Genomic DNA, 25877 nt, shown 5'->3' with positions numbered 1-25877 from the left:
CATTGCCTCAGTTCTTCACCACCTGCATGCGACCGGCGGCCGTGCGGGCAGAGAGTTCCGGACGATACATGTCCTCGACGGTAGCGGCCGGATGGGCATAGGTGCCGGGATTGACCGCGCGGACCACGTAGGCCAGCGTGAATTCCCGTCCGTTGCCCGGCGCGTAATCGAGTGCCGCCGTGAAGCGATCATAGCGGAACTCGAGATGCGCGGCCTGGGTTTCCGGCAGCCAGTCGAAATTGCCGAGCGAGGCCGAGTTGACCAGACCCGGATTGTCGATGGTGAAGCCGGCCGGCAGCAGGTCGTTGACCATCAGACGGGTTGCCCAGTCGTTGGTCTGCTTGACCGTGAGGACGACGACATAGCGTTCGTTCTGCACCGCTTCGCTGACATTGGCTTCCTCGCCGTCGAGCGTGTAGTAGGCGCGGCTGATTTCAAAGCCGTCGCCACCCGCCGTCAGCGGCTCCTTGGGCGCTGCAACCGTGGTCAGAACCGCCGTGACCGGCTGATCGGACTCGTTTGAAACGCTGATCGGATTGACGAGCAGATCCTCGCCCGTCACCGTCGAACGGTAGCCGCCGGATTTCAGTTCACCATTGACGCTGACCCGGATCGACTTGTCCTGTTCCTTGAGCGCGCGCGCTGCCAGAACCATCCAGGTCTGTTCCTGGGTCGAGAGGTAGCTGCGGCGCTGCCATTCCTTGTCGACCAGTTGCGCCATCATGTCGATGATCGGCGGTTGCGGCCGGCTTTCGGCAGCAAGCGCAAGGATCGCGGCATCGTCACGCAGGGCCGAACCATAGTCGGAGCGTGCAAGGCTGACATTGACGAGCATGCTCGACATCTGCGCCGCACCGGCAAAGATCTTCTCGGACCGTTCCACATCGCCATAGAGCGCCAGGGCCGCGGCAATATGGGCCTTGGCAAGCTGGGTGGGGAACTGTTCGAGCATCGTGTCGGCATAGTAACGCAGATCGGAGATCGCGGCGCGCTTGTTGCGGGCCAGCACATAGAGCGCATAGGCCATCTCGTTGCCACGCACGGCGACATTGTCGTCGTAGCCCAGCACGTTTTCGAGATTGTCGAGTGCCGAAACCATCGCCTGTTCCGGAACCAGATATTTCTGTTCGCGGGCGCGGGTGAGGAAGTCGGTGACATAGGAATCGAGCCAGAGATCACCCGAGCCTGGGCCCCAGAGGCCGAAGCTGCCCGCCGACGACTGGTAGGACAGGACGCGATAGATCGCATCCTGCACGCGTTCGCGCACCTTGTCGTCATCCGGCATGCCGGCATCCTTCGAAAGCTGGCTCAGATAGAGCAGCGGCAGGGCGCGGCTGGTTGTCTGTTCGGCGCAACCATAGGGGTAGCGGTCGAGTGACATCAGAAGTGCCGGAATGTCGAAGGCGGGCGAACGGGTCAGGTTGAGGCTGATCGAGGCACCCTGCATGATCGAACCGGCAAGCAGCTGGTCATCGACGGTCAGGCTGCGACCCGGCTCCAGCCGCACCAGACGACGCTCGGTCATCGGCATGGTCTGCGGACGCACCAGCACATCCAGCGACTGGTCGATCGTCATGCCATCGGCGCCGCGCAGCGTGACGGTAATCGTGCCGCTTCCGGGAACGCCGGCCACGATCGGCAGCGTCACGTCGGCCTTGGCGCCGGCTTCCAGACGGATGGACTTGGGTGCTTTCTCCGCATCGACTTTCACCAGATCAGATGCGCTGACGGTGAGGGCATAATCGCCCGCCGGTGCATCGGTATTGGCAATGTCGAGCCGCATTTCAGCCTTGTCTTCCGGCGCGAGGAAGCGCGGCAGCGAGGCGGTGACGACGATCGGATCGCGGATCACCACATCCTTTTCGGCATGACCGATACCGGCCTTCGACCAGGCAACCGCCATGACGCGAGCCGTGCCGTTGAACTGCGGAATATCGAAGCTCACGGAGACATTGCCATCGGCATCGACCTTGAGCGGGCCGGAGAAGAAGGCAACGAGCTTTTCGGTCGGCGGGTTGCCCGACAGAGGCTCCTCGCCGCCGTCACCACCGGTCCGGAGCTTGCCGGTCGCACCCAGCGAGCCATCGATCAGGCGGCCGTAGAGGTCGCGGATTTCAAGACCCAGCCGGCGCTGGCCGAAATACCAGCCTTCCGGATTGGGCGTCTCGTAGCGGGTCAGGTTGAGAATGCCGACATCGACGGCCGCGACCGTGACATAGGCTTCCTCGCCGGCCTTGGCATTGGCGACCTTCACCGAGATATCGAGCGGCTGGCGGGGCAGGGTCTTTTCAGGGGCCGTGATCGCCAGCGACAGCTTGCGGTCGCCCGGATCGACGCTCAGCCATTTCAGGCCGATCGCCCGCATCGGCATGCGGCTTTCCTGGGCATCCCCCGGGCGGAAGAGCGTTGCCGTCACATAGGCACCTGAACCGAAATCGGAGGTGACCGGGATTTCCACCACGGTTCCTTCAGCAGGAACGGTGGCGGTCACCGTCTTGACCACGCTTTCGGTGCCGATATTGATCAGGGCCTCACCGGCAAAACGCGGCGAGATATTGAGGCGCATCGTATCGCCGACATGATAGGACGGCTTGTCGAGCGCGATTTCCAGCCCATCCGGCGTTTCCGTGGAGGTGGCTTCGACATACCAGCCGGCATCGAATTCGACGCTGGTGGTGGGGCCATCCGGCGCCATCGTTTCCACTTCGAGGCGGTACCGACCCCAGGTCACCGGTGCAGAAATCTTGGCGCCGTCTGCGGTCGGGCTGATCGTGCCCGTCGCCACCTGCTTGGTGGTGGTGATGGGTTCATAACGCCAGGACGAACCGTCGCGATACCATTGATACTGACGTTCGACGCTCAGGAGCTTCCAGACCAGATCCTTCATCGCAACGCGGCTGCCGCCGCTGTCGAAACCGGCAACATGGAAGTTGGCGATCGAGTTTTCCGGCAGGGCGTCGGCGAATTCCGGTTTGATGCCGATCATCGGACCTTCAGGGCGAACCGGCAGTGCAATTTCGCGCTCGACGGCCCGGCCACCGGCCTCGCTCATGCGAACCACGATGCGGGCATCGAGGAGCTGGGTGGTCGAGGGCAATTCGGGAAGGTCGACATCGAAGGCAGCCTTGCCTTCCTCATCGAGCGGTTCGAGGCCGGCAATGGCCGCACGGGTTTCTTCCTGGGCTTCCTCATCGGCAAGGCCGAAGAAATAGCCGGGAATGCTTTCGCGGGTGCGGGTTGGCTTGACGACCACATCGCCTTCGATATCGAGGCCGGCCGCCGGGGCGCCATAGAGGAAGCGTCCGTCAACGGTCACCTTGGCGGGTTCAGTGCTTGCAATATCCTTGGAGGTCGTGGCGAGATCGAATTCGATGCGATCCGGCACGAAGTCGTCGACCATGAAGGTCTTTTCGGCGATCGCCGTCTGGTTGGGGTCGGTATGGACCCGCATGGTCCAGGTGCCGCGCATGGCGTTCGACTGGATCGGCAGGTCGAGCGTATGGCCGCCCAAGCTGCCGCCATCAGACACCATGCGGCGTTCTTCCACGCCATCCGGGCGCGAGAAGATGAAGGTCAGCGGCAGTTTCTCGATCGCCTGGCCGGCAATGTCGCGGGCAAGGGCCGAGACATGCACCGTTTCGCCGGGACGATAGATGCCGCGTTCGGTCCAGGTCAGGACATCGACGGCACCCGGTGCCGGACGACCCGTCACGCCGCGATCGGAGAGATCGAAGCCGGCGCGGGTCATGTCGAGGAACACATAGTCCTTGTCGGCATTGGCGGCCGTGATGACGGCTGGCGTCATGGCGGCGGTCCCGCGCATCAGGCCGGCATCGAAGGTGGCGCGACCGTTGGCATCGGTCGTTGCGGTGCCCAAGATTTCGTTGTTCTTGGCCAGAAGCTGCAGGGTCACATTGGCGAGCGGCTTTGCGGTGGCGAGTGAGCGGACGAAGACGTTCAGCCCATCCGTGCCGGCATAGGTGGAAATGCCGAGATCGGACACCACGAACCACTGCGTAGCCTTGGAATCCCAGTAGTTGCCCTGTTCCTCGGAGGAGACCGCAGTCAGCACATAGACGCCGGGCTTGCGCTCGGGCAGGGCCTCATCGACCGGGAAGGAGGTGATGACTTCCTTGTTGAGTTCGTTGCCGACATCGATCGAACCCTGCCAGACCAACTGGCCCTGTTCGTCTTCGATCTGGCTGGCGCGATAGCCGTCGACCTGGGTCAGGAACTGCGAGTTGGCGAGCACCGAGGCGATGTTGCGGTCGCCGATCCGGTAGAGTTTCAGCTTTGCGCTCGAAGAATTGATCGAAACGATCGGGATACCGCGACGCGCAGTCGAAGGCAGCACGAAACTGTCGCCGGTAAAGCGCACGCTCGGGGTGCGGTCGCGGACATAGATCGACAGATCGACCTGGGCGCTGAGCGGTTCATCGACGGCGGACGGAAGTCCTTCGCGTAGCGAGATCTTGTAGCGCTGGCCGTGCTGGAGGCCCTCGACGCAGAGTTCGGCCTCCTTGGCTTCGATGGCTTTCGGGGCCTGCCCGTCGACCAGAACGTAGGAGGCGTAATCGACCCCGGCCTTGACGAGCTGTTCGGAGAACTGCACGCAGGCACGCGGATTGGAATTGTCGTTGTCGAGCGTATTGCCGACCACCCGGAAACCCTGGCGAAGGCGAAGATCGTCAAGGGCGGCGCGGACCGTGCCGTTATCCACCAGCTTGAGGCTGGCCTTGTAGGCGTTGATGCCGGCCCGGTAATACTGGTTGTTTTCCATCGACTTGGCCATCAATGCCAGGACGCGGGCGCGATCGGGAGCCGTGCGCGTCAGCCGATAGGCGTTGATGGCGGCAGACATTCCCTGATTGTTGATCGTGTAATTGTCGCTGACGCGGTTGGCGGCCTCTACGAGACCGGTCCAGAGATCGAGATTGTCGGGAGAGGATACCAGGCCTGACTGATAGGCTGCGATGGCGCGATCGATGGCGCCCCGGTTCAACTCTTCCTTGGCGGCGGCCTTGATGCCGTCAATGCCGAGGGTTTCGTAGCCAAGCGAGACGGCCAAATTCTGGCGGAAGGTCGTGGCATCCACTTCCTGCTGCTCGGTCAGGAAAGCGAGCGTCGGCGGTGCGCCGATATCGGGAGCGGATGCGGCCTGGACGACGACCTTGCCGGCGACGGCGCCCGCGAACGGGTTCATCGTCTTGAAGTCGGATTTCAGGAAGCACCAGCCGGCCTTGGTGTTGAAGGTGAAGGCCTTGCAGGCGTTGTCGTCGATGCAGGCGGCCTTGCACTCGTCCAGCGTCACGTTCTGGACGGTTCTTAGGTCGAAGCCGAAATAGTCGGCATCCTTGACGGTTACGATCGTGCGTTTTCCATCCGCCGCATGCGATGTGGCGGCAAAAGGTGCAGCAAGAGCGAGAAGCACAAGGGATGACCGGATGAGTGCGCGCATGGTCTCTTTCTCCCGATGGTGGCCCGGACGTCGTTTCCGCGGCGATTGCGCCGCAGCCCTCCAGGATCCTCAAGCAATGTTTCCACGTCATTGCGGACGTGGTCAACAATATCTTCAGATGATTCGATGTCAGCGCTTTTCGGTTACTTGCAAAAAGCAAAATACCGCAGAAAAGCACGGTCAAGTAAATCCGCTGGCGAGCGTGAAAACGCAGGGCGCCAAAGATTGTCCTTGCCGTGTGATGAGACGCGCCGGTTCCCGATTTTATTCGGTTGCAGAGCGCCTGCTTTTCTGTGGATGGGGGTCAGGCGTTCGGCTTGAACGCGAGCACGTGGTAACCGGCGACCATGACAAGGCCGACATTGTAGCCAGCGACGGCAAGGCCAAGGCTCATGAAACTCGCGCCGGTGAAGATGTAGGCAATGAGGAAGGCAACCACCAGCAGGAACGCGACGAGAATGATGGAGACCACCGAGCGCAGAAGAGCGGCGCTCACTCCCAGCATCATGGCGGTTGCAAAAATCATCTTCGATCTCCGTCGGCGTTATCGGACGACAATGCCACCGGCAAACTAAATTAGGTTTAGACCGATCGATTGCATTTTAACGATCGGTCGAAGTTTCGTCCACCATCAGGGCTGCACGCACCGAATCTGGCAGGGGCACGGCCATCAGTCGCTCCGGATCGTCCGGATAGCGCCCGGTCCAGACACGTTTTTCGTGGCCGCGAATGGCTTCCTTGCCATCCTTCAGGATACGGTGTTCGATCGAGAAGCTTGATCGGCCGAGCTCGCTGACTTTCGAATGGATTGAGACGACATCGCCATAGGTGCAGGGATTGCTGAAGCTCGCCCCCGTATCCACCATCGGTATGCCGACAATGCCATAGGCCTTCGTCCAGGCGGCTTTCTTCATGCCGAAGGCCTTTTCGAGAAGATAGGCCGTTGAGGCATCGAAGATGGCGAAATAGCGGGGATAGAAAACGATGCCGGCGGCATCGCAATCTCCCCACTCGATTTCGACGGTCCGGGTGTTTTCGATCATCCGGTTATTTTGGCTGCATGCGCAGTGCGCCGTCAAGCCGCACGGTCTCGCCGTTCAAGTAGGGATTTTCGATCATCGACTGGACGAGGCGTGCGAAATCCTCCGGCAGGCCGAGACGCGAGGGGAAGGGAATCGAGCGGCCAAGGCTTTCCTGGATCTCTTCCGGCAGTTCGTCCATCAGCGGGGTCTTGAAGAGGCCGGGGGCGATCGTGAGAACGCGGATGCCGATGCGTGCAAATTCGCGTGCTGCCGGCAGGGTGAGGGCGACGATGCCACCCTTGGAGGCAGCATAGGCAGCCTGGCCGATCTGGCCTTCGTAGGCGGCCACCGAGGCGGTGGAAATGATGACGCCGCGTTCGCCATCGCTGTTCGGTTCGTTGGCCTGCATGCGAGCGGCGGCCAGACGCATCATGTTGAAGGTACCGATGAGATTGACCCGGATGACCTTGTCGAAAGCCGAAAGCGGCATCGGTCCATCCTTGCCGACGATGCGGGCGGCGGTACCGATGCCGGCGCAGTTGATGAGCGCATTTGGTCCGCCGATGGTTGCGGCCAACTGGTCGAGTGCAGCGATTGCGCTCTCCTCGCTTGCCACGTCGCAACGGGCAAAGGCGCCGCCAAGTGCGGAAGCCAGCGCCTCACCGGCATCCTGGTTGAGATCGAGAATGCCGACCTTGGCGCCGAGAGCTGCAAGATGCCGCGCCACGCCGGCACCGAGGCCCGAGGCGCCGCCGGTGATATAAATCGTCCTGCCTTCAATATTCATCCGTTCCTCCTCTGATGCCGGTAAATCGGCGCCGATCGCTCTTCAGCCCTTGCGATCGGCCACGAGCACATGGGCTTTGATCGTCTTGTCGTAGAGATCGTCCACCAGGTCCGGATTGTTGGCAATGACGGCCTTCTGGTTGATCGATCCCTTGTCGGTGATCTCATTGCGGGCCGGATCGGGCAGCCGGTCGATGATGATCGCTCGCGCTAACAGTGTGGACGAGCCGGTGGAACGGCGCGCCAGATCGTTGAGACCTGCCTGGATGCGGGCGCGGATCTCAGGATTTCTGGCGATGACGACTTCATCTTCGATGGTGGCGAGGGCCGGCACGACCTTGCGGCAGGCGTCGGCATCGAGATAGAGGAACGCGCCGATATGCGGGCGGTCGAGGCCGGTCAGGACCATATCGCGCACGAGCGGCGCGAGGCCCGAGATGGTGGCCGCGCGGACAGCTGCCATATTCACCCAGGTGCCGGTGTCGAGCTTGAAATCCTCGCTGACGCGGCCATCGAACAGGAGCCCCTTAGACGGATCGTCCGGATCGACGAATTTCAATGCGTCGCCGATCTTGTAGAAGCCTTCCTCATCGAAGGATTCCGCCGTCTTGTCCGGCTGCCGCCAGTAGCCTGGCGTGATCGAGGGACCGCGCAGGCGCAGTTCGAGCTTTTCGGCATTCGGAACCAACTTCATTTCGAGCCCGGTGGCCGGCAGGCCGATTTCGCCCGGACGTCCGACCGGCCAGGTGGTGGTCGCGGCAAAGGGAGCGGTTTCGGTCGAGCCGTAACCGGTGATGATCATCACCTTCTTGCCGATCGTCTGTTCGGCGAGCCCCTCCAGCGCGTCCCAGACATGCTTGGCGAGCGAAGCGCCGGCATATTGCAGGATGTTGAGACGGCTGAAGAATTTCGTCCGCAGTTCGTCATTGCTGGTGAGATGCTCCGCCAGCATTTCATAGCCCTTGGGCACATTGAAATAGAGCGTGGGCTGGACATCGAGCAGGTTGCGGACCGTCTTGAAGATGCCTTTAGGCGTCGGTGCGCCGTCATCGATATAGAGCGTGCCGCCATTGAACAAGGCAATGCCGAAATTGTGGTTGCCGCCGGCCGTATGGTTCCAGGGCAGCCAGTCGCATAGGACCGGCGGCTCCTCCTTGAGGAAGGCCATGGCTTCCCGGATCATGACCTGGTTGCAGCAGAGCATTCTCTGCGTGTTGATGACGGCCTTCGGCAGGCCCGTCGAACCCGATGTGAAGAGGAATTTGGCGATCGTATCGGGCGTCAGGGCGGCGATCGATTGATCGACTTCCGGGCCGGCAGGCGTCTGCGTGATTTCATCGAGACTGTGTGCCCGCGGCAGGGTCGAAAGGTCGCCGGTGCCGAAGACGGGTGTCGCTTCCGGCACGGTGGCGCGGATGGCTTCGGCGAAAAGCTCGATATGCTCGGCGAAAATCATGCCGGGCGTCAGCAGGCTGACGACATGGCGCAACTTCTGAAAATCGTGCGTAACGGTGGAATAGGCCGGCGCAATGGCCGAGTAGGGCACGCCGGCTGCCATGGCACCGAGTGCCACGAGTGCGTGATTGACGGAGTTGCCCGACAGGATCAGGACCGGATGATCGACCGAGAGATTATGGCCGAGAATCCAGGCGGCGACGGAACGCGTCATCCGCCAGGTCTCGGCATAGGTCAGACGCCGCCACTCGCCGTTTGGCAACCGGTCGGCAATGAAGATCCGGTCGGGTTCGGTTTCAGCCCAATGACGCAGCATGTCGATGTTGGTGCGCGGAACGTCGGTGAGTTCGGCCACGGATCGAACATACTGGACGCCGTCCTCGGCCTTGCGGACGGTAACGCCCATATCGCCCATCAGAACAGGACGCAGACCCGGCAAATTGATTTGTGGCATGATTTCCTCCCAGAATTAGTTTTATGATATAACAATTATCTGGGATATCAAGAGGCATCGCGTCGAATATGTCGGCGTACGATTTTCAAGCCTTGGCAGTGTTGCCATGCGGCCGGGCATTGGAAGCGATTGGCTTTTCGGGCGGGGAGATGGAGTACAAACAAAAAAGGCCAGGCGTTTGCCTGACCCTCCTTGCAGCTCGGATCTTCGACGGTGCCAGTACATCCGTGGTCACCGGAAAATCCGAACGCTGTCGGTTTAACCGTTCATGATGACAGTTAAGCAACAGATTGGTTAATATTTGGTTAAGATCCGAAAAATATCAAGGGTCCGAATGAAAAAACTTTCACAGGACGCAAGATGCAGAAAAGGGAGGCGCATTTCGGCGCCTCCCTTGACTTCATACTCATTCTAGCCGGACGCCTGCGAACGGGCATCGGCGAAGATCAATGGCTGTCCTTGCCGACAGCGCTGCCGCGACAACCCTTGAGGAAGTCGAGGTCGGCGCCGGTATCGGCACCCTGCACATGCTGCTGGTGCAGCCAGGCATATCCCGACGTCGGCAATTCGTGGCTTGGCTTCCATTCGGCCAGACGACGTGCCAGTTCCTCGTCGGAAATGTCGAGATGCAGGCGCCGGTTCGGTACATCGAGCTCGATCATGTCGCCATTCTTCACCACAGCCAGCGGGCCACCGACAGCGGCTTCGGGTGAGGTGTGCAGCACGACAGTGCCGTAGGCGGTGCCGGACATGCGGGCGTCAGAAATGCGCACCATGTCGGTGATGCCTTTCTTCAGCACCTTGGGCGGCAGGCCCATGTTGCCGACTTCTGCCATGCCGGGATAGCCCTTGGGTCCGCAATTCTTCATGACCATGACGCAGGTCTCGTCGATATCGAGATTGTCGTCGTTGATCTTGGCCTTGTAGTCGTCGATATCCTCGAACACCACGGCGCGACCGCGATGGACGAGCAGGCTCGGCGTCGCAGCCGACGGCTTAAGCACCGCGCCCTTGGGGGCGAGGTTGCCGCGCAGGACGACGATACCACCAGACTGGGTGAGCGCCTTTTCGGCCGGCAAGATCACGTCTTCGTTCCAGTTGACGACGTCCTTGACCTCGTCCCAGACCGTTTCGCCCGATACGGTCATCGCATCCTTATGCAGGAGACCCGCCTCGCCGAGGCGCTTGAGCACGACAGGCAGACCGCCGGCATAGAAGAACTCTTCCATGAGATATTTGCCCGAGGGCATCAGATTGACAATCGTCGGCACATCGCGGCCGCAGCGATCCCAGTCGTCGAGCGTCAGGTCGATACCGACGCGGCCGGCCATCGCGAGAAGATGGATCACGGCATTGGTCGAACCACCGATCGCCGCATTGGTGCGGATGGCATTCTCGAAGGCCTTCTTCGTCATGATGTCGGACGGCTTGAGATCGTCCTTGACCATCTGCACGATGCGGCGGCCGGTGATCTGCGCCATTGCCTTGCGGCGGGAATCGACGCCGGGGATGGCGGCATTGCCCGAAAGTGCCATGCCGAGCGCTTCGGCCATCGAAGCCATGGTCGAGGCGGTCCCCATCGTATTGCAGGTGCCTGACGAACGGCTCATCGAGGCTTCGGCTTCGAGGAATTCGGCCTGGGTCATTTCACCGGCCTTGACCATCTCGGAGAACTTCCACAGATGGGTGCCGGAACCGACGCGCTCGCCGCGGAAATAGCCGTTGAGCATCGGACCGCCGGTCACCACGATCGAAGGCAGGTCGCAGGAGGCCGCGCCCATCAGAAGCGACGGGGTGGTCTTGTCGCAACCGACCAGCAACACGCAGCCATCCATCGGCTGGCCGCGGATCGCTTCTTCGACCGCGAGTGCCGCCAGGTTGCGGTACATCATCGCGGTGGGGCGGAAGGTGTTTTCGGAGGCCGAAAACACCGGCACTTCGAGCGGGAAGCCACCGGCCTCCCACACGCCCGCCTTCACCTTTTCGGCAAGTTCGCGGAGATGGCCGTTGCACGGCGTCATATCCGACCAGGTATTGAGGATACCGATCACCGGGCGTCCGTCGAACAGGTCGTGGGGATAACCCTGATTCTTCAACCAGCCACGATGATAGATGACGTCACGGCTCGTGCCGCCATACCATTCCTGAGATCTCAACCGACGCGGCCATTCCGCTTTCTTGCTCATTGACGTCTTCCTTGGAAGGCTTGGCCCGCTTATCAGGCCAAGGTGTAGGATGTTTTCACCGAGGTGTAGAACTCGGCGGCATATTTGCCCTGTTCGCGCGAACCGAAGGAGGAACCCTTGCGGCCGCCGAAAGGCACGTGGAAATCAACACCAGCGGTCGCGACATTGACCATCACCATGCCGGCTTCGACATTGCGCTTGAAATGGGTCGCGTGCTTGAGGCTGGTGGTGCAGATGCCGGCCGACAGGCCGAACGTCGTGTCATTGGCCGTGGCCAGCGCTTCGTCGTAGTCCTTGACGCGAATGACGGAAGCCACCGGTCCGAAGATCTCTTCGCGGCTGATGCGCATCTGGTTGGTCGCTTCGGTGAAGAGCGCGGGCTTGAGATAGAAGCCGGGCGTTTCGCGGTTGAGACGCTCACCGCCGGAAACCAGCTTCGCGCCTTCCTTCTGGCCGATCTCGATATAATCCTCGTCCTGCTTCATCTGGCTGGCATCGACCACCGGACCGATATGAGTGCCGGCTTTCAGCGCATTGTCGATCACGAGGCCATTGAGGCGTTCGGTGACGGCGGCAACGAAACGGTCGTGGATGCCTTCGGTGACGATCAGGCGCGAGGAGGCCGTGCAACGCTGGCCGGTCGAGAAGAAGGAGCCGTTGACACAGGCCTCGACAGCATTGGCGAGATCGGCATCATCGAGAACCACCATCGGGTTCTTGCCGCCCATTTCGAGCTGGTACTTGCGGTTATGCTCGACGGAGGCAAGGGCGACGCGCTTGCCGGTGCCGGTGGAGCCGGTGAAGGTGATGCCGGAAAGCAGCGGGCTGTCGAGCATGACCTGGCCGACGACCGAGCCCTTGCCCATGACGAGGTTGAGGACGCCCTTCGGCAGGCCGGCGCGGTTGAGAATGTCGACGATGGCCCAGGCGCAGCCAGGAACCAGTTCGGCCGGCTTGAAGACGACCGTGTTGCCGTAGCAGAGCGCAGGAGCGATCTTCCAGGCCGGGATGGCGATCGGGAAATTCCATGGCGTGATGATGCCGATGACGCCGAGCGGATCACGGGTGATTTCGATGCCGATGCCCGGGCGGACCGACGGAAGGGTTTCGCCTGCCAGACGCAGTGCTTCGCCGGCAAAGAAATCGAAGATCTGGGCGGCGCGGATCGTCTCGCCGATACCTTCGGCGAGCGTCTTGCCTTCTTCGCGCGAAAGCAGGGCGCCCAGTTCATCCTTGCGGGCCAAGATTTCGTCGGCGGTCTTCTTCAGGATCGCGTGGCGCTCGAGGATGCCGGACCGCGACCAGGCCGGGAAGGCGGCTTTGGCAGCGGCAATCGCATCCTGCATGTCCTGGGCCGAACCGCGCGCATACTCGCCCACGACATCGTTGGTGTCGGACGGATTGATGTTGGCGATCGCGTCGCCACCGACCCATTCGCCGGCGATAAGGTTCTGGTGCAGTGCCATGTCGGTAAACTCCATTTCAGGCGGGGAAAGCGACCGGAGCGGGGACTCGGTCCGGCGCGTTTAAAGAGACCGGATGGTTATTTCCTCTTTGGCTGCTATTTTCAACGGATTACGCAGGGCAAGCCCGAATTCCGGCACCTCGATTTCGAAGACATCGCCTTCTTCCGGCTTGATGCCATCGGCAAAAGACAGCGTCGCGGTGCCGAACATATGGACATGCACATCGCCCGGCTGGCGGAACAGGCCATATTTGAAATGGTGATATTCGAGGTTCGCGAAAGTGTGGCTCATGTTGGCCTCGCCCGACAGGAACGGCTTTTCGAAGATCACCTGATCGCCGCGGCGAATCCGCGAGGTGCCGCGGATATCTTCCGGCGGCGCGCCGATGCGGATTTCGGGGCCGAAGCTTGCCTGCCGCAGCTTGGAATGGGCGAGATAGAGATAGTTGATCCGCTCGGTCACGTGATCGGAGAATTCGTTGGAGACGGCAAATCCGACCCGGTAGGGTACGCCATCGTCACCGATCACGTAGATGCCAGCCATTTCCGGCTCTTCGCCGCCATCGAGCGCGAATGACGGGGAGATAAGCGGCTGCTCCGAGGCGATCGCCTGGGTGCCGTTGCCCTTGTAGAACCATTCCGGCTGCACGCCGGTTTCGCCCGGTGCCGGCTTGCCATTCTCGAGCCCCATGCGGAACATCTTCATGGAATCGGTCAGGGTTTCTTCTGCCGCTTCCGTTGTCTTCTTGTGCATGGAATCGCGTGTGGCCGCTGAGCCGAGATGCGTCAGGCCCGTGCCCGTCAGGTGCAGATGCGCCGGATCGGGATGGGTGATGGGTGGCAGGAAGCGGCCTTCGTTGCGAACGGTTTCAAGGTCGATTTCCATGCCGAAGCCACGGGCTTCGATAACCGAGACGAGAGACTGGCCGGTGCGGGCCGCTTCGAGTGCGAGCGCCCGAACAGATGTGGTTCCCAGCACTTCGCGTGCCTTTCCACCCACTTCGCGCGCCGCAACGATGGTGGTGCCTTCCGGAGTGATGATCTGCGAAATGAGCATTGCTTATCCTTTCTGCGGTCGCTTGAGGACGCAACAGGGCATCCATCGGTTTCGCGACGGTCAAACTGGTCGTTCGGGAGGGGTTGAACGCGTAGGTAAGCGCTCAGCCCTTCCGCTTGTTGTAGACGTCGAAATAGACTGCTGCGAGCAGCACCAGGCCCTTGACCAGCTGCTGGTAGTCGATGCTGAGACCCATGATGGACATGCCGTTGTTCAGCACACCCATGATAAAGGCGCCGATGACAGCACCGGTGATCTTGCCGACGCCGCCGGAGGCCGAGGCGCCACCGATGAAGCAGGCGGCGATGACGTCAAGTTCGATGCCGACACCCGCCTTCGGGGTCGCCGAGTTCAGACGTGCGGCAATGATCATGCCGGCCAGCGCAGCCAACACACCCATGTTCGCGAAGGCATAGAATGTCAGTCGCTCGGTATTGATGCCGGAAAGCTTGGCCGCCTTCTCGTTGCCGCCCATTGCATAGATGCGGCGGCCGATGGTCGAACGGCTGGTGACGAAGCTGTAGAAGGCAATCAGAACCGCCATCAGGACGAGAACGTTCGGCAGGCCCTTGTAGGTCGAAAGCTGGAAGCCGATGAAGATGGCGACGATGCTGGTGAGACCCATCTGCAGTGCGAAGAAGACGACCGGCTCGTTTTCGGTGCCGTGCGCATCGTTGAGTTTCCGCTTCCGGAAACCGGCATAGATCATCCAGCCGACGAGAGCGACAACCACGATCAAGGCGAACCAGTTCTTGATCAGGCTCGTTGCCGGATCGCCCTGCAGGAAGGAGAAGAAATCAGGGATGAAACCGGTCGAGAGCAGGCCGAATTCCTTCGGGAAGGGACCAACCGGGCGGTTGGACAGGACCAGATAGGTGAGGCCGCGAAACACCAGCATGCCGGCAAGCGTGACGATGAAGGCGGGGATCTTCTGGTAGGCGGTCCAATAGCCCTGTGCGGCGCCGGCGATGCCCCCAAGCACCAGACACAGCGGGATCACGATAACCACGGGAAGCGGCGGCAGGCCGAGCCAGGGAACGCCCTTGATGATCAGGATGCCCGACAGGCCGCCGACGAGGGCCGCGATCGAACCGACGGAAAGGTCGATATGGCCCGCCACGATGATCAGCAGCATTCCGAGCGCCATGATGACGATGAAGGAATTCTGCAGCACGAGGTTGGTCAGGTTGACCGGGCGAAAGAGAACCCCGCCGGTGATGACCTGGAAAAACAGCATGATGACGATGAGTGCGATCAGCAGGCCGTACTCACGGATGTTCTTGCGGAAATAATCGCCCACCGAAGGCTGGGTCTTTGCGTTGCTGCTGGTTTCCGAGACCATTACTTCTTCTCCCCGGAGCGCATGATGGCGCGCATGATGGATTCCTGGCTTGCCTCTGCCTTCGAAAGTTCGGCGACGATGCGGCCCTCGTTCATCACGTAGATGCGATCACAGGTGCCGAGCAGTTCGGGCATTTCCGACGAGATCATCAGAATGCCTTTGCCGTCGGCGGCAAGCTCGTTGATAATGCTGTAGATTTCATATTTCGCGCCGACATCGATGCCGCGCGTCGGTTCATCGAGAATGAGCACTTCCGGGTTGGTGAAGAGCCATTTCGACAAGACGACCTTCTGCTGGTTGCCGCCGGAAAGATTGACGGTTTCCTGATAGATCGAATGGGAGCGGATGCGCAGCCGCTTGCGGAAATCGGTCGAGACCCGCATTTCGGCATGGTCATCGATGACGCCCGAGCGCGATACGTCGTCCAGATTGGAAAGCGTGGTGTTGTGCATGATCGAGTTGATCAGCACGAGGCCGAGATGCTTTCGGTCTTCCGTCACATAGGCGAGGCCGGCATCGATGGCCTTGGGAATGGTGCTGACATCGACCGTCTTGCCGCGAACCTTCACCTCGCCGGTGATTTTGTGGCCCCAGGAGCGGCCGAAGATGCTCATCGCCGTTTCAGTACGGCCGGCACCCATCAGGCCGGCGATGCCGACGACTTCGCCGGCGCGGACGGTAATGTTCACATCATGCAGGAACTGGCGGTCGCGATGGTTCTGGTGGAAGACGTTCCAGTTGTTGACTTCGAGAACCGTGTCGCCGATCGGCACGTCGCGTGGCGGATAGCGGTCTTCCATGTCGCGCCCGACCATGCCCTTGATGATGCGGTCTTCGGAGACTTCCGTCGTATGGCAGTCGAGCGTCTCGACCGTGCCGCCGTCGCGCAGGATGGTGATCTGGTCGGCGACCTTGCGGATCTCGTTTAGCTTGTGGGAGATAATGATCGAGGTCATGCCCTGCTTGCGGAACTCAATCAGGAGATTGAGGAGGGCATCGGAATCCTTTTCGTTGAGCGAGGCTGTCGGCTCGTCGAGAATGAGCAGACGGACTTTTTTCGACAGCGCCTTGGCAATTTCGACCAGCTGCTGCTTGCCGACGCCGATATCGGTGATCAGCGTTGTGGCCGGCTCCTTGAGCCCGACCTTCGTCAGCAGCTCCTGGGTGCGCGCGAATGTCTGCGGCCAGTCGATGACGCCGTTCCTGGCGATCTCGTTGCCGAGGAAAATGTTTTCTGCGATCGACAGGAGCGGCACGAGCGCCAGTTCCTGATGGATGATGATGATGCCGAGATCTTCGCTGTCGGCGATGGTGGAAAAGCGCCGCACCACGCCATCGAAATAGATATCGCCATCATAGGTACCGGCCGGATAGACGCCGCTCAGGACCTTCATCAGCGTCGATTTGCCGGCGCCGTTTTCGCCGACCAGCGCGTGGATCTCGCCTTCGCGTACCTTCAGATTGACATTGTCCAGCGCTTTCACGCCAGGGAATGTCTTGGTGATGCCGCGCATCTCGAGAATGATCTTATCCATATGCAAGCATTCCAGAAACCAGGCGCCGGTAAAGGTCGGCGGGGAGCTTCGTCTCAGATGTGATCGGGGCCCGCGGCTGGCGCGGACCCCTTTGAAGGTGAAAGAGAGATCAGTTGTTGATCTGGTCTTCCGTGTAGTAGCCGGCGCCGACCAGGATGTCCTTGACGTTGGACTTGTCGGCAGCAACCGGGGTCAGCAGGTAGGACGGAACAACCTTGACACCATTGTTGTAGGTCTTGGTGTCGTTGATCTCGGGCTCCTTGCCGGTCATGATCGCGTTGACCATGTTGACGGCGACCTTTGCCAGTTCGCGGGTGTCCTTGAAGACGGTCGAGTACTGTTCGTTGGCAAGGATGGACTTGACCGACGGCAGTTCTGCGTCCTGACCGGTGACGACCGGCATGGTCATGTCGCCCGAGCCGTAGCCGACGCCCTTGAGGGCCGACAGGATGCCGATCGACAGACCGTCATAGGGAGCGAGAACGCCATTGACCTTGGCATCGGTGTAGGTGGAGGAGAGCAGGTTTTCCATGCGGGCCTGGGCAACAGCACCATCCCAACGCAGGGTGCCGACCTGGTCCATGCCCATCTGGCCGGACTTGATCACGATGTCGCCGGAGTCGATCATCGGCTGCAGAACGCTCATGGCGCCGTCATAGAAGAAGAAGGCGTTGTTGTCGTCCGGCGAACCGCCGAAGAGTTCGACGTTCCACGGCTTCACGCCCGGGAACTTTTCCTTCAGGCCCTGAACGAGCGAGTTGGCCTGCAGGACGCCGACCTGGAAGTTGTCGAAGGTGGCGTAGTAGTCGACATTGCCGGAATCACGGATCAGGCGGTCATAGGCGATGACCTTGACGCCAGCATCGTGAGCCTTCTGGAGAATGTCGGAGAGCGTGGTGCCGTCGATAGCGGCGATCACGAGCACCTTGGCGCCCTTGGTCACCATGTTCTCGATCTGCGAAAGCTGGTTCGGGATGTCATCGTCTGCGAACTGCAGGTCAGGCGTGTAGCCGGCATCCTTGAAGAGCTTCTCCATGGTCTCGCCGTCAGAAATCCAGCGGGTGGAGGTCTTGGTCGGCATGGAAATGCCCACCATGCCCTTGTCTTCGGCAAAGGCCGGGGCGACGAAGGACGCCACGGTCATGGCAGCTGCAGCAAGCAGCGAGGTAATGATTTTCATTTGGTTCTCTCCCTAGGTGAACTTCAGACGGCAAAACCGCCTGATCCCGAAACGCGAGGATGGAACAAGGTCGTCGCCAACATCCGCACTTAAACGGTGCTTTAAATCGATGCAAATGGCCACGTATCCTCCGCATCCCTCCCATGCGTAGCGGCAAACTGCCTACAAACTCATATAACTGTCAAATAGAATAGATGTAGCTATATATACCGAAATTGGTATAATATCCAAAAAGTCATACTTTTCAAAGGGTATTGGAATGGACCAGAGATCGGGCGGCCCGAATTTTCCCCAACTACTGCGCCCAAGCAGCCATCCGCCTGAAAGCGTAAACGATTCTCTCGTCAAATCCGGTCTCAAGTTGAACCATCTCCGGTTGATTGCGGCGGTGGCCGATACAGGCCAGGTAAGCACGGCGGCCGAAAGGATGAACATCTCCCAGCCGGCCGCTTCGCGCCTGTTGAGCGAGGTGGAGGCGATGCTGAAAGCGCCGCTGTTCGAAAGAGCGGCGCGCGGCATGGAGCCGACCCGTTTCGGCGAGGCGATGGCCCGGCGCGCCCGATCCATTCTTCTGGAGGTGCGCGAAGCAAATCGCGAGATTGCCGAATTGAAGTCCGGGTTCGGCGGTTCGGTCAGCCTCGGCTCGGTCACCGGGCCGGCGATCGGTCTGGCTGTGCCGGCGATCCGTAAGGTGCGGCGTCTCTACCCTGCGATCCAGGTTCATTGCCAGGTCGAAACCAGCAACGTTCTGGCCCGCGACCTGCTTGCCGCGCGTTACGATTTCGTCATTGGCCGTATTCCGGACGATCTCAATCCGAAAATCTTCAATGCGAAAATGCTGGGTGTCGAGCGTGCCTGCCTGATCGTGCGCGCCGGTCACCCTCTTCTCACGCGCGCGCCGGTGCGTGTAGCGGATCTCGCCGAATATGACTGGGTCTACCAGCCGCGCGGATCGCTGCTGCGCCGCGCCGTCGAACAGCTGTTCCTCCGAAACGATGTGCCCCTGCCAGAGAATGTCGTCAGCACTTCTTCCGTGCTTTTGACCATGGCGCTGATTTCCGAAACCGATACGATCGCGCCGATCGCGGAGGATGTCGCCCGGTTCATCGCCAGTCGTTCGGCGCGCGTTGGCGAAATCGTCGTCCTCGAGACCGATTTCGAGATTGCGCTCGATCCGGTCAGCCTCATCACGGCGCAGGGGCGTGACCTGCCGCCGTCCGCCAAGATGCTCTATGACATGATCCTTGAGGAGAACCTTTCACTTACGGGCGACCAGCTTCGCTAAATCCAGGTCTGCTTTGCTGGGGGCGAAGGGAGATGCCATGCCCGTATTCGGCAAGACCGTGTTTCAGACGCTTCTCGACAAGGCCGAGGATCAGAGCGAAGACGAGGATGACGAGGCATTGACTCCGTCATCGCCGCAGGTGCGTGGCTTCAACTCGGGTTTCGTGCATGCCGGCTGGAATCCCGTCCTTGAGACCGATCCCGTCGAAATGCAGTTCGGCTATGATGATTACATCGATGCGGAGGATCTTGGGTCCGAGCCGCCGGTTGAGCCGGAAACCCTCATGGATCTGTCGCGCATGCTCAAGCTGACAGCGGAGGACATCGCGGCCGAACTGGATCTGGCGAGCGTGACAGATATCGCTGCCCTGCGCCGGTTGCGGCGGGATTTCGCCCGCGCCAATCATCCCGATCGGGTGCCTGCCGTCTGGCGGCAGGAAGCAACCATCCGGATGATGATCGCCAACCAGTTGATCGACAAGGCGCTCAGGGCTCTTTCGAGGGCGTGATGTCCTGATCCGGCTTTTCGTCGCTTGCAGCCTTATCCTCTGGCTCATCGGCAGGGCGCGCAGGTGGAGGCTCAGGCGGCTTGTAGGCGATCAGCAGCGTGAAAACGCAATAGACTGCGGTTGCCCCGGAGATGACCAGCCAGAAGGGATCGCGACCGTAGATCTCGAGCGCCAGCCAGAGAGCTGCGCCGATACAGATGCCGATGCGCAATCCGATCGGGCGATAGAATTCGCTTGATGTGTCGATCAGGTAAAAGGGCGTTGTGCGTTTCTTTTCGGTCATGGCTCGATTTTGATCGATTGAGACAATGTCCCATGGCATGCGCCAGCGCTTTCGACAAGCCGGACCGGGCAGATTGACGATTGTCATGCCCTGAAGCGATGTCGAACGGTGAATTGTCGATGCCGCTCCCGGAATATCTCCTGGCAACTGGATTTGAGCGAGAAATCATTTAAACGTTTCAGTCATTCAAGAAGGATTCGAACATGACTGAAGACAAGGGCAAGGCGCTGCCCAAGAGCGGCGACCTCGATGAGCAGGCACTTTTCTTTCACCGCTATCCGCGCCCCGGCAAGCTTGAAATTCAGGCAACCAAGCCGCTCGGCAACCAGCGCGACCTGGCGCTGGCCTATTCGCCCGGGGTTGCCGCGCCCTGTCTTGCCATTCGCGACAATCCCGATGCCGCTGCCGAATATACCTCGCGCGCCAATCTGGTCGCGGTGATTTCCAACGGCACGGCGGTTCTCGGTCTCGGCAATATCGGTCCGCTTGCGTCCAAGCCGGTCATGGAAGGCAAGGCCGTCCTGTTCAAAAAATTCGCCGGTATCGATGTGTTCGACATCGAAATCGAAGCGCCGGAAATCGATCGCATGGTCGATGTGATCTCCTCGCTCGAGCCGACCTTCGGCGGTATCAATCTCGAAGATATCAAGGCGCCGGAATGTTTCGAAGTCGAGCGCCGGCTGCGCGAGAAGATGGCGATCCCGGTCTTTCACGATGACCAGCATGGTACGGCGATCATCGTGGCGGCCGCCATCCTCAACGGTCTCAGCCTCGCCGGCAAGGATATCGCCAACGTCAAGATCGTCGCTTCGGGTGCGGGCGCAGCGGCACTTGCCTGCCTCAATCTGCTCGTCAATCTCGGCGCCAAGCGCGAAAATATCTGGGTCCATGATATCGAGGGACTGGTCTATAAGGGACGCGAAGTCCTGATGGATCCGTGGAAATCTGTCTATGCGCAGGAGACCGACAAGCGTGTGCTCGCCGAGTCGATCCCCGGCGCCGACGTATTTCTCGGTCTCTCTGCGGCGGGCGTGCTGAAACCCGACCTGCTCGGGCAGATGGCGGAGCGGCCGCTCATCATGGCGCTCGCCAACCCGACGCCAGAAATCATGCCGGATCAAGCGCGGGCCGTGCGCCCTGATGCGATGATCTGCACCGGGCGTTCGGATTTCCCCAATCAGGTCAACAACGTTCTCTGCTTCCCCTACATCTTCCGCGGTGCGCTTGATTGTGGTGCCACCACGATCAATGAAGAAATGAAGATGGCGGCTGTGAAGGCGATCGCGTCGCTTGCGCGCGAGGAAGTCAACGAGGTCGCCGCCAAGGCGATCGGCGGCGATACGCCGATTTTCGGGGCCGATTATCTCATCCCGTCGCCGTTCGACCAGCGGCTCATCCTGCGCATTGCGCCGGCAGTGGCCCGCGCGGCGGAGGAAACCGGCGTCGCCAAGCGGCCGATTGCCGATTACGACGCCTATCTCGACCAGCTCAACCGCTTCGTCTTCCGCTCCGGCTTCATCATGAAGCCGGTTTTCGCAGCGGCAAAACTGGCCAGCAAGAAGCGTGTCATCTTCGCCGAGGGCGAGGACGAGCGCGTGCTGCGGGCCGCCCAGGTTCTGCTCGAGGAAAACATCGCCAAGCCGATCCTGATTGGTCGCCCGTCGATCATCGAGGCGCGGCTGCAGCGGTTTGGTCTCAAGATCCGGCCGGAAATCGATTTCGAACTGGTCAACCCGCAGGACGATCCGCGCTTCAAGGATTATGTCGACGACTATTTCAATCTCGTCGGCCGCAAGGGCGTCATTCCGGAAGCCGCTCGCACGATCGTGCGCACCAATGCCACCGTCATCGGTGCGATCGCGGTCAAGCGCGGCGATGCCGATGCACTGATCTGCGGTGTCGAAGGCCGTTACGCCCGCCATCTGCGCGATGTCAGCCAGATCATCGGCAAGAAACCCGGGGTGCTGGATTTCTCTGCCCTCAGCCTGCTGATCTCGCAGCGCGGTGCCACCTTCTTCACCGATACCTATGTGACCTTCAATCCGTCGGCTGAAGAAATCGCCGAGATGACGATCATGGCGGCGGCGGAAATCCGCCGGTTTGGTATCACGCCGAAGGCAGCGCTGGTTTCGCATTCCAACTTCGGCAGCCGCGATTCCGACAGTTCGGAAAAGATGCGCAAGGCGATCTGCCTGGTGAAGGAGCTCGCGCCCGATCTCGAGGCCGATGGTGAAATGCACGGTGATTCGGCGATTTCGGAAGTGCTTCGCAAACGCGTGATGCCGAATTCGACGCTCACGGGCGAAGCCAACCTGCTGGTGTTCCCCAACATCGATGCGGCCAACATCACGCTCGGCGTCGTCAAGACGATGACGGATTCGCTGCATGTCGGTCCGATTCTTCTTGGTGCTGCCCTTCCGGCGCATATCCTGTCGCCGTCGGTCACCTCGCGCGGTGTCGTCAACATGGCGGCGCTGGCGGTGGTCGAGGCGTCCTATCCGGAACAGGCATAACGAAAAGCCGCGATGCAGGTGTCTGCATCGCGGCTTCAATTGCGGTTTCTATAGAATTATTGCTGTTCGACGCTGACCGTCACCGAGATCATTTCGGGCGAGTTGCCGAGGCGCATGCCGGAAACCGGTGCGGTATCCTCCGCGTCAAGTCCGTGCGCGACCCGCACATAGCGCTGGTCGGGGCAGATCTTGTTGGCAGGATCGAACCCGACCCAGCCGAGGCCCGGAAGATGTGCCTCCGCCCAGGCATGCGAGGCGGCGGCCATGTCGGACGTGTCGAACATGTAACCGGCCACGTAACGGGCCGGCAGCCCGAGCATGCGGGCGATGCCGATGAAGACATGGGCATGATCTTGGCAGACGCCGGCACCCTGTTCGAGCGCCTGTTCGGCCGTTGTCTTCGAATCGGTGGCGTTCTTGCGATATTCGAGGGTGGTGTGAACAAGCTCCATCAGCTGATGCATGCGGGCAAGATCGCCGTCCGCATCGATTTGTTTGCCGAGCTCGCGCATGAACTTGCCGGGTTTGGTGAGTGCGGTCTCGCGCTTGAAAAGCCAAAGCGGCACATGACCGATATGAGCGCCGAATACACCGTTGAGCTCTTCGGTCTCCACCTCTCCCATCGCCATGATTGAAATGCGCTCGGCGCCATCGATCACGCTGACAAGTTCGACGATATTGCCGAAATGATCTTCGTACTGGGCTTCATTCTGCACGCCTGAGACGGTGGTCATCCAGGAGATCACCTTTTGGCCGGGCCCGTCCTTGGGCGTCAGTCGCAGGCGCTGCAGCGCAAACTCCACCGGCTCGTCATAGCTATACTCGGTCATATGGCTGATTTTCAGACGCATGCTGTCAACTCACTTGTAGAACCGGTAGCCGTCGGAGATTTCCTGGGCGAGCTTGTCGTTGGCGATGATGAAATTCTCGATGAATTCATGCAGGCCGCTTTCCATGACCGCATCGATCGATGTGTTCATCAGCCGGTCGCGGGTTCTCGCCGCCGTCTCATGCGCATCCACCTGGCAGCCATAATCGCGCGCGATATGGGCGAGGTTGCCGCTGAGCTGCTCGTAACAGAAGGCGAGCGACCGCGGCATGCGCCGGTTGAGAATGAGGAAGTGGGCGATATTGGCCGGCTTGTACTCGGAGTCATAGACCCAGGAATAGGAGCGCAAAGCCGAGACGGACCGCAGGATCGACTGCCATTGGAAATTGTCCATGGAAGTGCCGACATGCATGAGCGATGGCAAGAGCACGTAGTACTTCACATCGAGGATGCGGGCCGTATTGTCTGCCCGTTCGATGAAGGATCCCAGCATGGCGAAATTGTAGATTTCGTCGCGCAACTGGGTGCCGGAGAAGGTGCCGCGCATCAGGGCGACCCGCCGTTTGATCGCGTCGATAACATCGGGCAAGGTCGCTTGTGTCACCTTGCGCGACAGAACCTGGCGCAGTTCCAGCCAGGTTTCGTTGACGGCTTCCCAGGTTTCGCGCGTCAGCGCCGTGCGCACCATGCGGGCATTGTTGCGGCCATATTCCAGGCAGTTGATGATCGACGACGGGTTCGATTTGTCGCGCAGCAGAAAATCAAGCGCATCCGCGCCGGTGACCCGATCGGATTTCTGCGCATAGAGTTCGCGCATGCCGGCACTTTGCAATACCCCGTCCCAATCCTCGTCGGAAGCGACGGATCGGGTCAGGGACATACGAAAGCCGGCATCGATCAGGCGAGCAGTGTTTTCGGCGCGTTCGATGTAGCGGGACATCCAGAACAGGCCTTGAGCGGTTCTTCCTAGCATCATCGATCAGTCCTCCAGAACCCAGGTATCCTTCGTCCCGCCGCCCTGGCTGGAATTGACAACCAGCGAGCCTTTCTTGAGCGCGACGCGGGTCAACCCGCCGGGGATGATATGAACCTTGTCGGAGACCAGCACATAGGGGCGCAGGTCCACATGGCGCGGAGCGATGCCCTTCTTGACCATGATCGGCACGGTGGAGAGCGAGAGCGTCGGCTGGGCGATGTAGTTGGCCGGCTTGGCCTTCAGCTTTTCGGCGAAAAGGGCAATCTCCTTGCGGCTTGCAGTGGGCCCCACCAGCATGCCGTAGCCGCCCGAACCATGGACTTCCTTGACCACCAGTTCCGGCAGATGCTCCATCACATATTTGAAACTGTCCGGCTCCGAGCAGCGCCAGGTCGGGACATTCTCCAGCATGGCCTTGCGGCCGGTATAGAATTCCACGATTTCCGGCATGTAGGAGTAGATCGCCTTGTCATCGGAGATCCCGGTGCCGGGCGCGTTTGCGATCGTGACGTTGCCGGCGCGATAGACATCCATGATGCCGGCGACGCCGAGACAGGAATCGGGCCGGAAGGTGAGGGGGTCGAGGAAATCGTCATCGACGCGGCGGTAGATCACATCGACGGGCTCGTAGCCCTGCGTGGTGCGCATGCAGACCTTGCCGTTGATGACCCTGAGATCCGACCCTTCCACCAGTTCGGCGCCCATCTGGTCGGCCAGAAAGGCATGTTCATAGTAGGCCGAATTGAAGATGCCCGGCGTCAGCACCACAACGCGCGGCTTGCCCTTGCAGCCTGGAGGGGCGAGCCGGTCGAGGCTCTGGCGCAGTTTCGACGGATAATCCTCCACCGGTCGTACCCGGACCTTGTAGAAAAGCTCCGGGAACATCTGCATCATCGTCTCGCGGTCTTCGAGCATGTAGGAGACGCCGGAGGGGGTACGGGCATTGTCTTCCAGCACATAGAACTGGTCTTCACCGGTCCTGACGATATCGGTGCCGATGATATGGGTATAGACGCCGCCGGGCGGTTTCATGCCGATCATCTGTGGCAGGAAGGCGAGGTTCTTCTCGATCAGTTCGCGCGGGATGCGACCAGCGCGGATGATCTCCTGCTTGTGATAGATGTCCTCGAGGAAGGCGTTGAGCGCCAGCACGCGCTGTTCGATGCCCTGGGCAAGCTTGCGCCATTCGGAACCGGAGATGATGCGCGGGATGAGATCGAACGGGATGAGCTTTTCGGTCGCATCCTCATGGCCATAGACTGCGAAGGTGATACCGGTTTTGCGGAAAATGTTTTCTGCATCCCGGGCCTTGGCTTCCAGATAAGCCGGGTTCTGCTCCTTAAACCACTCGAAATATTGCTTGTATGGCCCTCGCGGATTGCCATCCGCGTCAATCATTTCATCGAATGCCAAGTGTTCGTTCCCCAATGTTATGCCTGCATTTGAGCCCAATGTTTGGATCAATGCAAGAAGCATGCACAATTGCGGGTTAGGATTTTCGTCGATGAAAAAATCCGGCAAATGAACGGGCAATTGACGTTTC

Annotated in this window: 18 protein-coding genes; 3 read left to right on the top strand and 15 right to left on the bottom strand. The window is 60.4% G+C overall.

Annotation, left to right across the window (positions count from 1 at the left end; translation table 11 throughout):
- Positions 1–7: 7 nt before the first annotated feature.
- The 11 genes from Q4481_RS10375 to chvE form a co-directional block, all read right to left on the bottom strand.
- On the bottom strand, positions 8–5458 hold the full coding sequence (locus Q4481_RS10375) for an alpha-2-macroglobulin family protein (RefSeq protein ID WP_304376284.1): 5451 nt from the start codon (positions 5456–5458) through the stop codon (positions 8–10).
- Positions 5459–5762: 304 nt separating this feature from the next.
- The gene (locus tag Q4481_RS10370) at positions 5763–5984 is read right to left on the bottom strand and encodes a hypothetical protein (RefSeq protein ID WP_304376283.1); all 222 of its coding nucleotides are present in this window, start codon (positions 5982–5984) and stop codon (positions 5763–5765) included.
- 76 nt (positions 5985–6060) lie between these two features.
- Positions 6061–6501, bottom strand: a complete 441-nt coding sequence (locus Q4481_RS10365; protein WP_304376282.1) for an acyl-CoA thioesterase — start codon at positions 6499–6501, stop codon at positions 6061–6063.
- Between the two features lie 4 nt (positions 6502–6505).
- Positions 6506–7267, bottom strand: coding sequence for a 3-hydroxyacyl-CoA dehydrogenase (locus Q4481_RS10360; protein WP_304376281.1), 762 nt, complete (start codon positions 7265–7267; stop codon positions 6506–6508).
- 42 nt (positions 7268–7309) lie between these two features.
- A complete protein-coding gene (locus tag Q4481_RS10355) occupies positions 7310–9175 on the bottom strand; it encodes a feruloyl-CoA synthase (RefSeq protein ID WP_304376280.1) in 1866 nt (621 codons plus the stop codon).
- A gap of 446 nt (positions 9176–9621) precedes the next feature.
- On the bottom strand, positions 9622–11361 hold the full coding sequence (araD, locus tag Q4481_RS10350; protein ID WP_304376279.1) for an L-arabinonate dehydratase: 1740 nt from the start codon (positions 11359–11361) through the stop codon (positions 9622–9624).
- A gap of 32 nt (positions 11362–11393) precedes the next feature.
- Positions 11394–12827: an aldehyde dehydrogenase family protein gene (locus Q4481_RS10345; RefSeq protein WP_304376278.1), complete on the bottom strand. Its 1434-nt coding sequence runs from the start codon at positions 12825–12827 to the stop codon at positions 11394–11396.
- 60 nt (positions 12828–12887) lie between these two features.
- Positions 12888–13883, bottom strand: a complete 996-nt coding sequence (gene araD1, locus Q4481_RS10340) for an AraD1 family protein (protein WP_304376277.1) — start codon at positions 13881–13883, stop codon at positions 12888–12890.
- A 103-nt stretch (positions 13884–13986) separates the two neighbouring features.
- Positions 13987–15225, bottom strand: a complete 1239-nt coding sequence (gene mmsB / locus Q4481_RS10335; protein ID WP_304376276.1) for a multiple monosaccharide ABC transporter permease — start codon at positions 15223–15225, stop codon at positions 13987–13989.
- Positions 15225–16760, bottom strand: a complete 1536-nt coding sequence (gene mmsA / locus Q4481_RS10330) for a multiple monosaccharide ABC transporter ATP-binding protein (protein ID WP_304376275.1) — start codon at positions 16758–16760, stop codon at positions 15225–15227. Before mmsA ends, mmsB begins: the two co-directional genes overlap by 1 nt.
- Before the next feature lie 109 nt (positions 16761–16869).
- Positions 16870–17940, bottom strand: a complete 1071-nt coding sequence (gene chvE / locus Q4481_RS10325; protein ID WP_304376274.1) for a multiple monosaccharide ABC transporter substrate-binding protein — start codon at positions 17938–17940, stop codon at positions 16870–16872.
- A gap of 259 nt (positions 17941–18199) precedes the next feature.
- On the opposite strand from chvE, the gene Q4481_RS10320 reads away from it, so the two are divergent.
- Positions 18200–19225, top strand: coding sequence for a LysR family transcriptional regulator (locus Q4481_RS10320; RefSeq protein WP_304376273.1), 1026 nt, complete (start codon positions 18200–18202; stop codon positions 19223–19225).
- 37 nt (positions 19226–19262) lie between these two features.
- Positions 19263–19733, top strand: coding sequence for a hypothetical protein (locus tag Q4481_RS10315; protein WP_304376272.1), 471 nt, complete (start codon positions 19263–19265; stop codon positions 19731–19733).
- Here Q4481_RS10315 and Q4481_RS10310 read toward each other — a convergent pair.
- On the bottom strand, positions 19711–20016 hold the full coding sequence (locus Q4481_RS10310; RefSeq protein WP_304376271.1) for a hypothetical protein: 306 nt from the start codon (positions 20014–20016) through the stop codon (positions 19711–19713). The genes Q4481_RS10315 and Q4481_RS10310 overlap by 23 nt on opposite strands.
- A gap of 203 nt (positions 20017–20219) precedes the next feature.
- Between Q4481_RS10310 and Q4481_RS10305 the strand changes: the two genes are divergently transcribed.
- Positions 20220–22529: an NADP-dependent malic enzyme gene (locus Q4481_RS10305; RefSeq protein ID WP_304376270.1), complete on the top strand. Its 2310-nt coding sequence runs from the start codon at positions 20220–20222 to the stop codon at positions 22527–22529.
- Between the two features lie 56 nt (positions 22530–22585).
- Here the strand turns inward: Q4481_RS10305 and Q4481_RS10300 are convergent, their stop codons facing one another.
- The 3 genes from Q4481_RS10300 to Q4481_RS10290 are packed head-to-tail and all read right to left on the bottom strand — an operon-like array spanning position 22586 to position 25810.
- On the bottom strand, positions 22586–23380 hold the full coding sequence (locus tag Q4481_RS10300) for a transglutaminase family protein (protein ID WP_304376269.1): 795 nt from the start codon (positions 23378–23380) through the stop codon (positions 22586–22588).
- A 9-nt stretch (positions 23381–23389) separates the two neighbouring features.
- Complete coding sequence (locus Q4481_RS10295; RefSeq protein WP_304376579.1) at positions 23390–24331, bottom strand: alpha-E domain-containing protein; 942 nt, start codon at positions 24329–24331, stop codon at positions 23390–23392.
- Positions 24332–24337: 6 nt separating this feature from the next.
- Positions 24338–25810 carry a circularly permuted type 2 ATP-grasp protein gene (locus tag Q4481_RS10290; RefSeq protein ID WP_304376268.1) on the bottom strand — a complete coding sequence of 491 codons (1473 nt, stop codon included), beginning with the start codon at positions 25808–25810 and terminating at the stop codon, positions 24338–24340.
- Positions 25811–25877: the final 67 nt, after the last annotated feature.

Source organism: Fluviirhizobium alvei, from assembly GCF_030551875.1.
GTDB classification, from domain to species: domain Bacteria; phylum Pseudomonadota; class Alphaproteobacteria; order Rhizobiales; family Rhizobiaceae; genus Rhizobium_E; species Rhizobium_E alvei.
The sequence above is the reverse complement of the archived record's forward strand: the minus strand, read 5'-3'. Positions and strand labels throughout refer to the sequence as shown.

Bases quoted from the DNA above. Each gene is read 5' to 3' on its own strand.
- Q4481_RS10295 (WP_304376579.1), bottom strand. From the start codon at position 24,331: ATGCTAGGAAGAACCGCTCAAGGCCTGTTCTGGATGTCCCGCTACATC.
- Q4481_RS10305 (WP_304376270.1), top strand. From the start codon at position 20,220: ATGACTGAAGACAAGGGCAAGGCGCTGCCCAAGAGCGGCGACCTCGAT.
- Q4481_RS10360 (WP_304376281.1), bottom strand. From the start codon at position 7,267: ATGAATATTGAAGGCAGGACGATTTATATCACCGGCGGCGCCTCGGGC.
- Q4481_RS10310 (WP_304376271.1), bottom strand. From the start codon at position 20,016: ATGACCGAAAAGAAACGCACAACGCCCTTTTACCTGATCGACACATCA.
- Q4481_RS10375 (WP_304376284.1), bottom strand. From the start codon at position 5,458: ATGCGCGCACTCATCCGGTCATCCCTTGTGCTTCTCGCTCTTGCTGCA.
- araD (WP_304376279.1), bottom strand. From the start codon at position 11,361: ATGAGCAAGAAAGCGGAATGGCCGCGTCGGTTGAGATCTCAGGAATGG.
- chvE (WP_304376274.1), bottom strand. From the start codon at position 17,940: ATGAAAATCATTACCTCGCTGCTTGCTGCAGCTGCCATGACCGTGGCG.
- Q4481_RS10345 (WP_304376278.1), bottom strand. From the start codon at position 12,827: ATGGCACTGCACCAGAACCTTATCGCCGGCGAATGGGTCGGTGGCGAC.
- Q4481_RS10290 (WP_304376268.1), bottom strand. From the start codon at position 25,810: ATGCTTCTTGCATTGATCCAAACATTGGGCTCAAATGCAGGCATAACA.
- mmsB (WP_304376276.1), bottom strand. From the start codon at position 15,225: ATGGTCTCGGAAACCAGCAGCAACGCAAAGACCCAGCCTTCGGTGGGC.
- mmsA (WP_304376275.1), bottom strand. From the start codon at position 16,760: ATGGATAAGATCATTCTCGAGATGCGCGGCATCACCAAGACATTCCCT.
- Q4481_RS10365 (WP_304376282.1), bottom strand. From the start codon at position 6,501: ATGATCGAAAACACCCGGACCGTCGAAATCGAGTGGGGAGATTGCGAT.
- Q4481_RS10355 (WP_304376280.1), bottom strand. From the start codon at position 9,175: ATGCCACAAATCAATTTGCCGGGTCTGCGTCCTGTTCTGATGGGCGAT.
- Q4481_RS10300 (WP_304376269.1), bottom strand. From the start codon at position 23,380: ATGCGTCTGAAAATCAGCCATATGACCGAGTATAGCTATGACGAGCCG.
- Q4481_RS10315 (WP_304376272.1), top strand. From the start codon at position 19,263: ATGCCCGTATTCGGCAAGACCGTGTTTCAGACGCTTCTCGACAAGGCC.
- araD1 (WP_304376277.1), bottom strand. From the start codon at position 13,883: ATGCTCATTTCGCAGATCATCACTCCGGAAGGCACCACCATCGTTGCG.
- Q4481_RS10320 (WP_304376273.1), top strand. From the start codon at position 18,200: ATGGACCAGAGATCGGGCGGCCCGAATTTTCCCCAACTACTGCGCCCA.
- Q4481_RS10370 (WP_304376283.1), bottom strand. From the start codon at position 5,984: ATGATTTTTGCAACCGCCATGATGCTGGGAGTGAGCGCCGCTCTTCTG.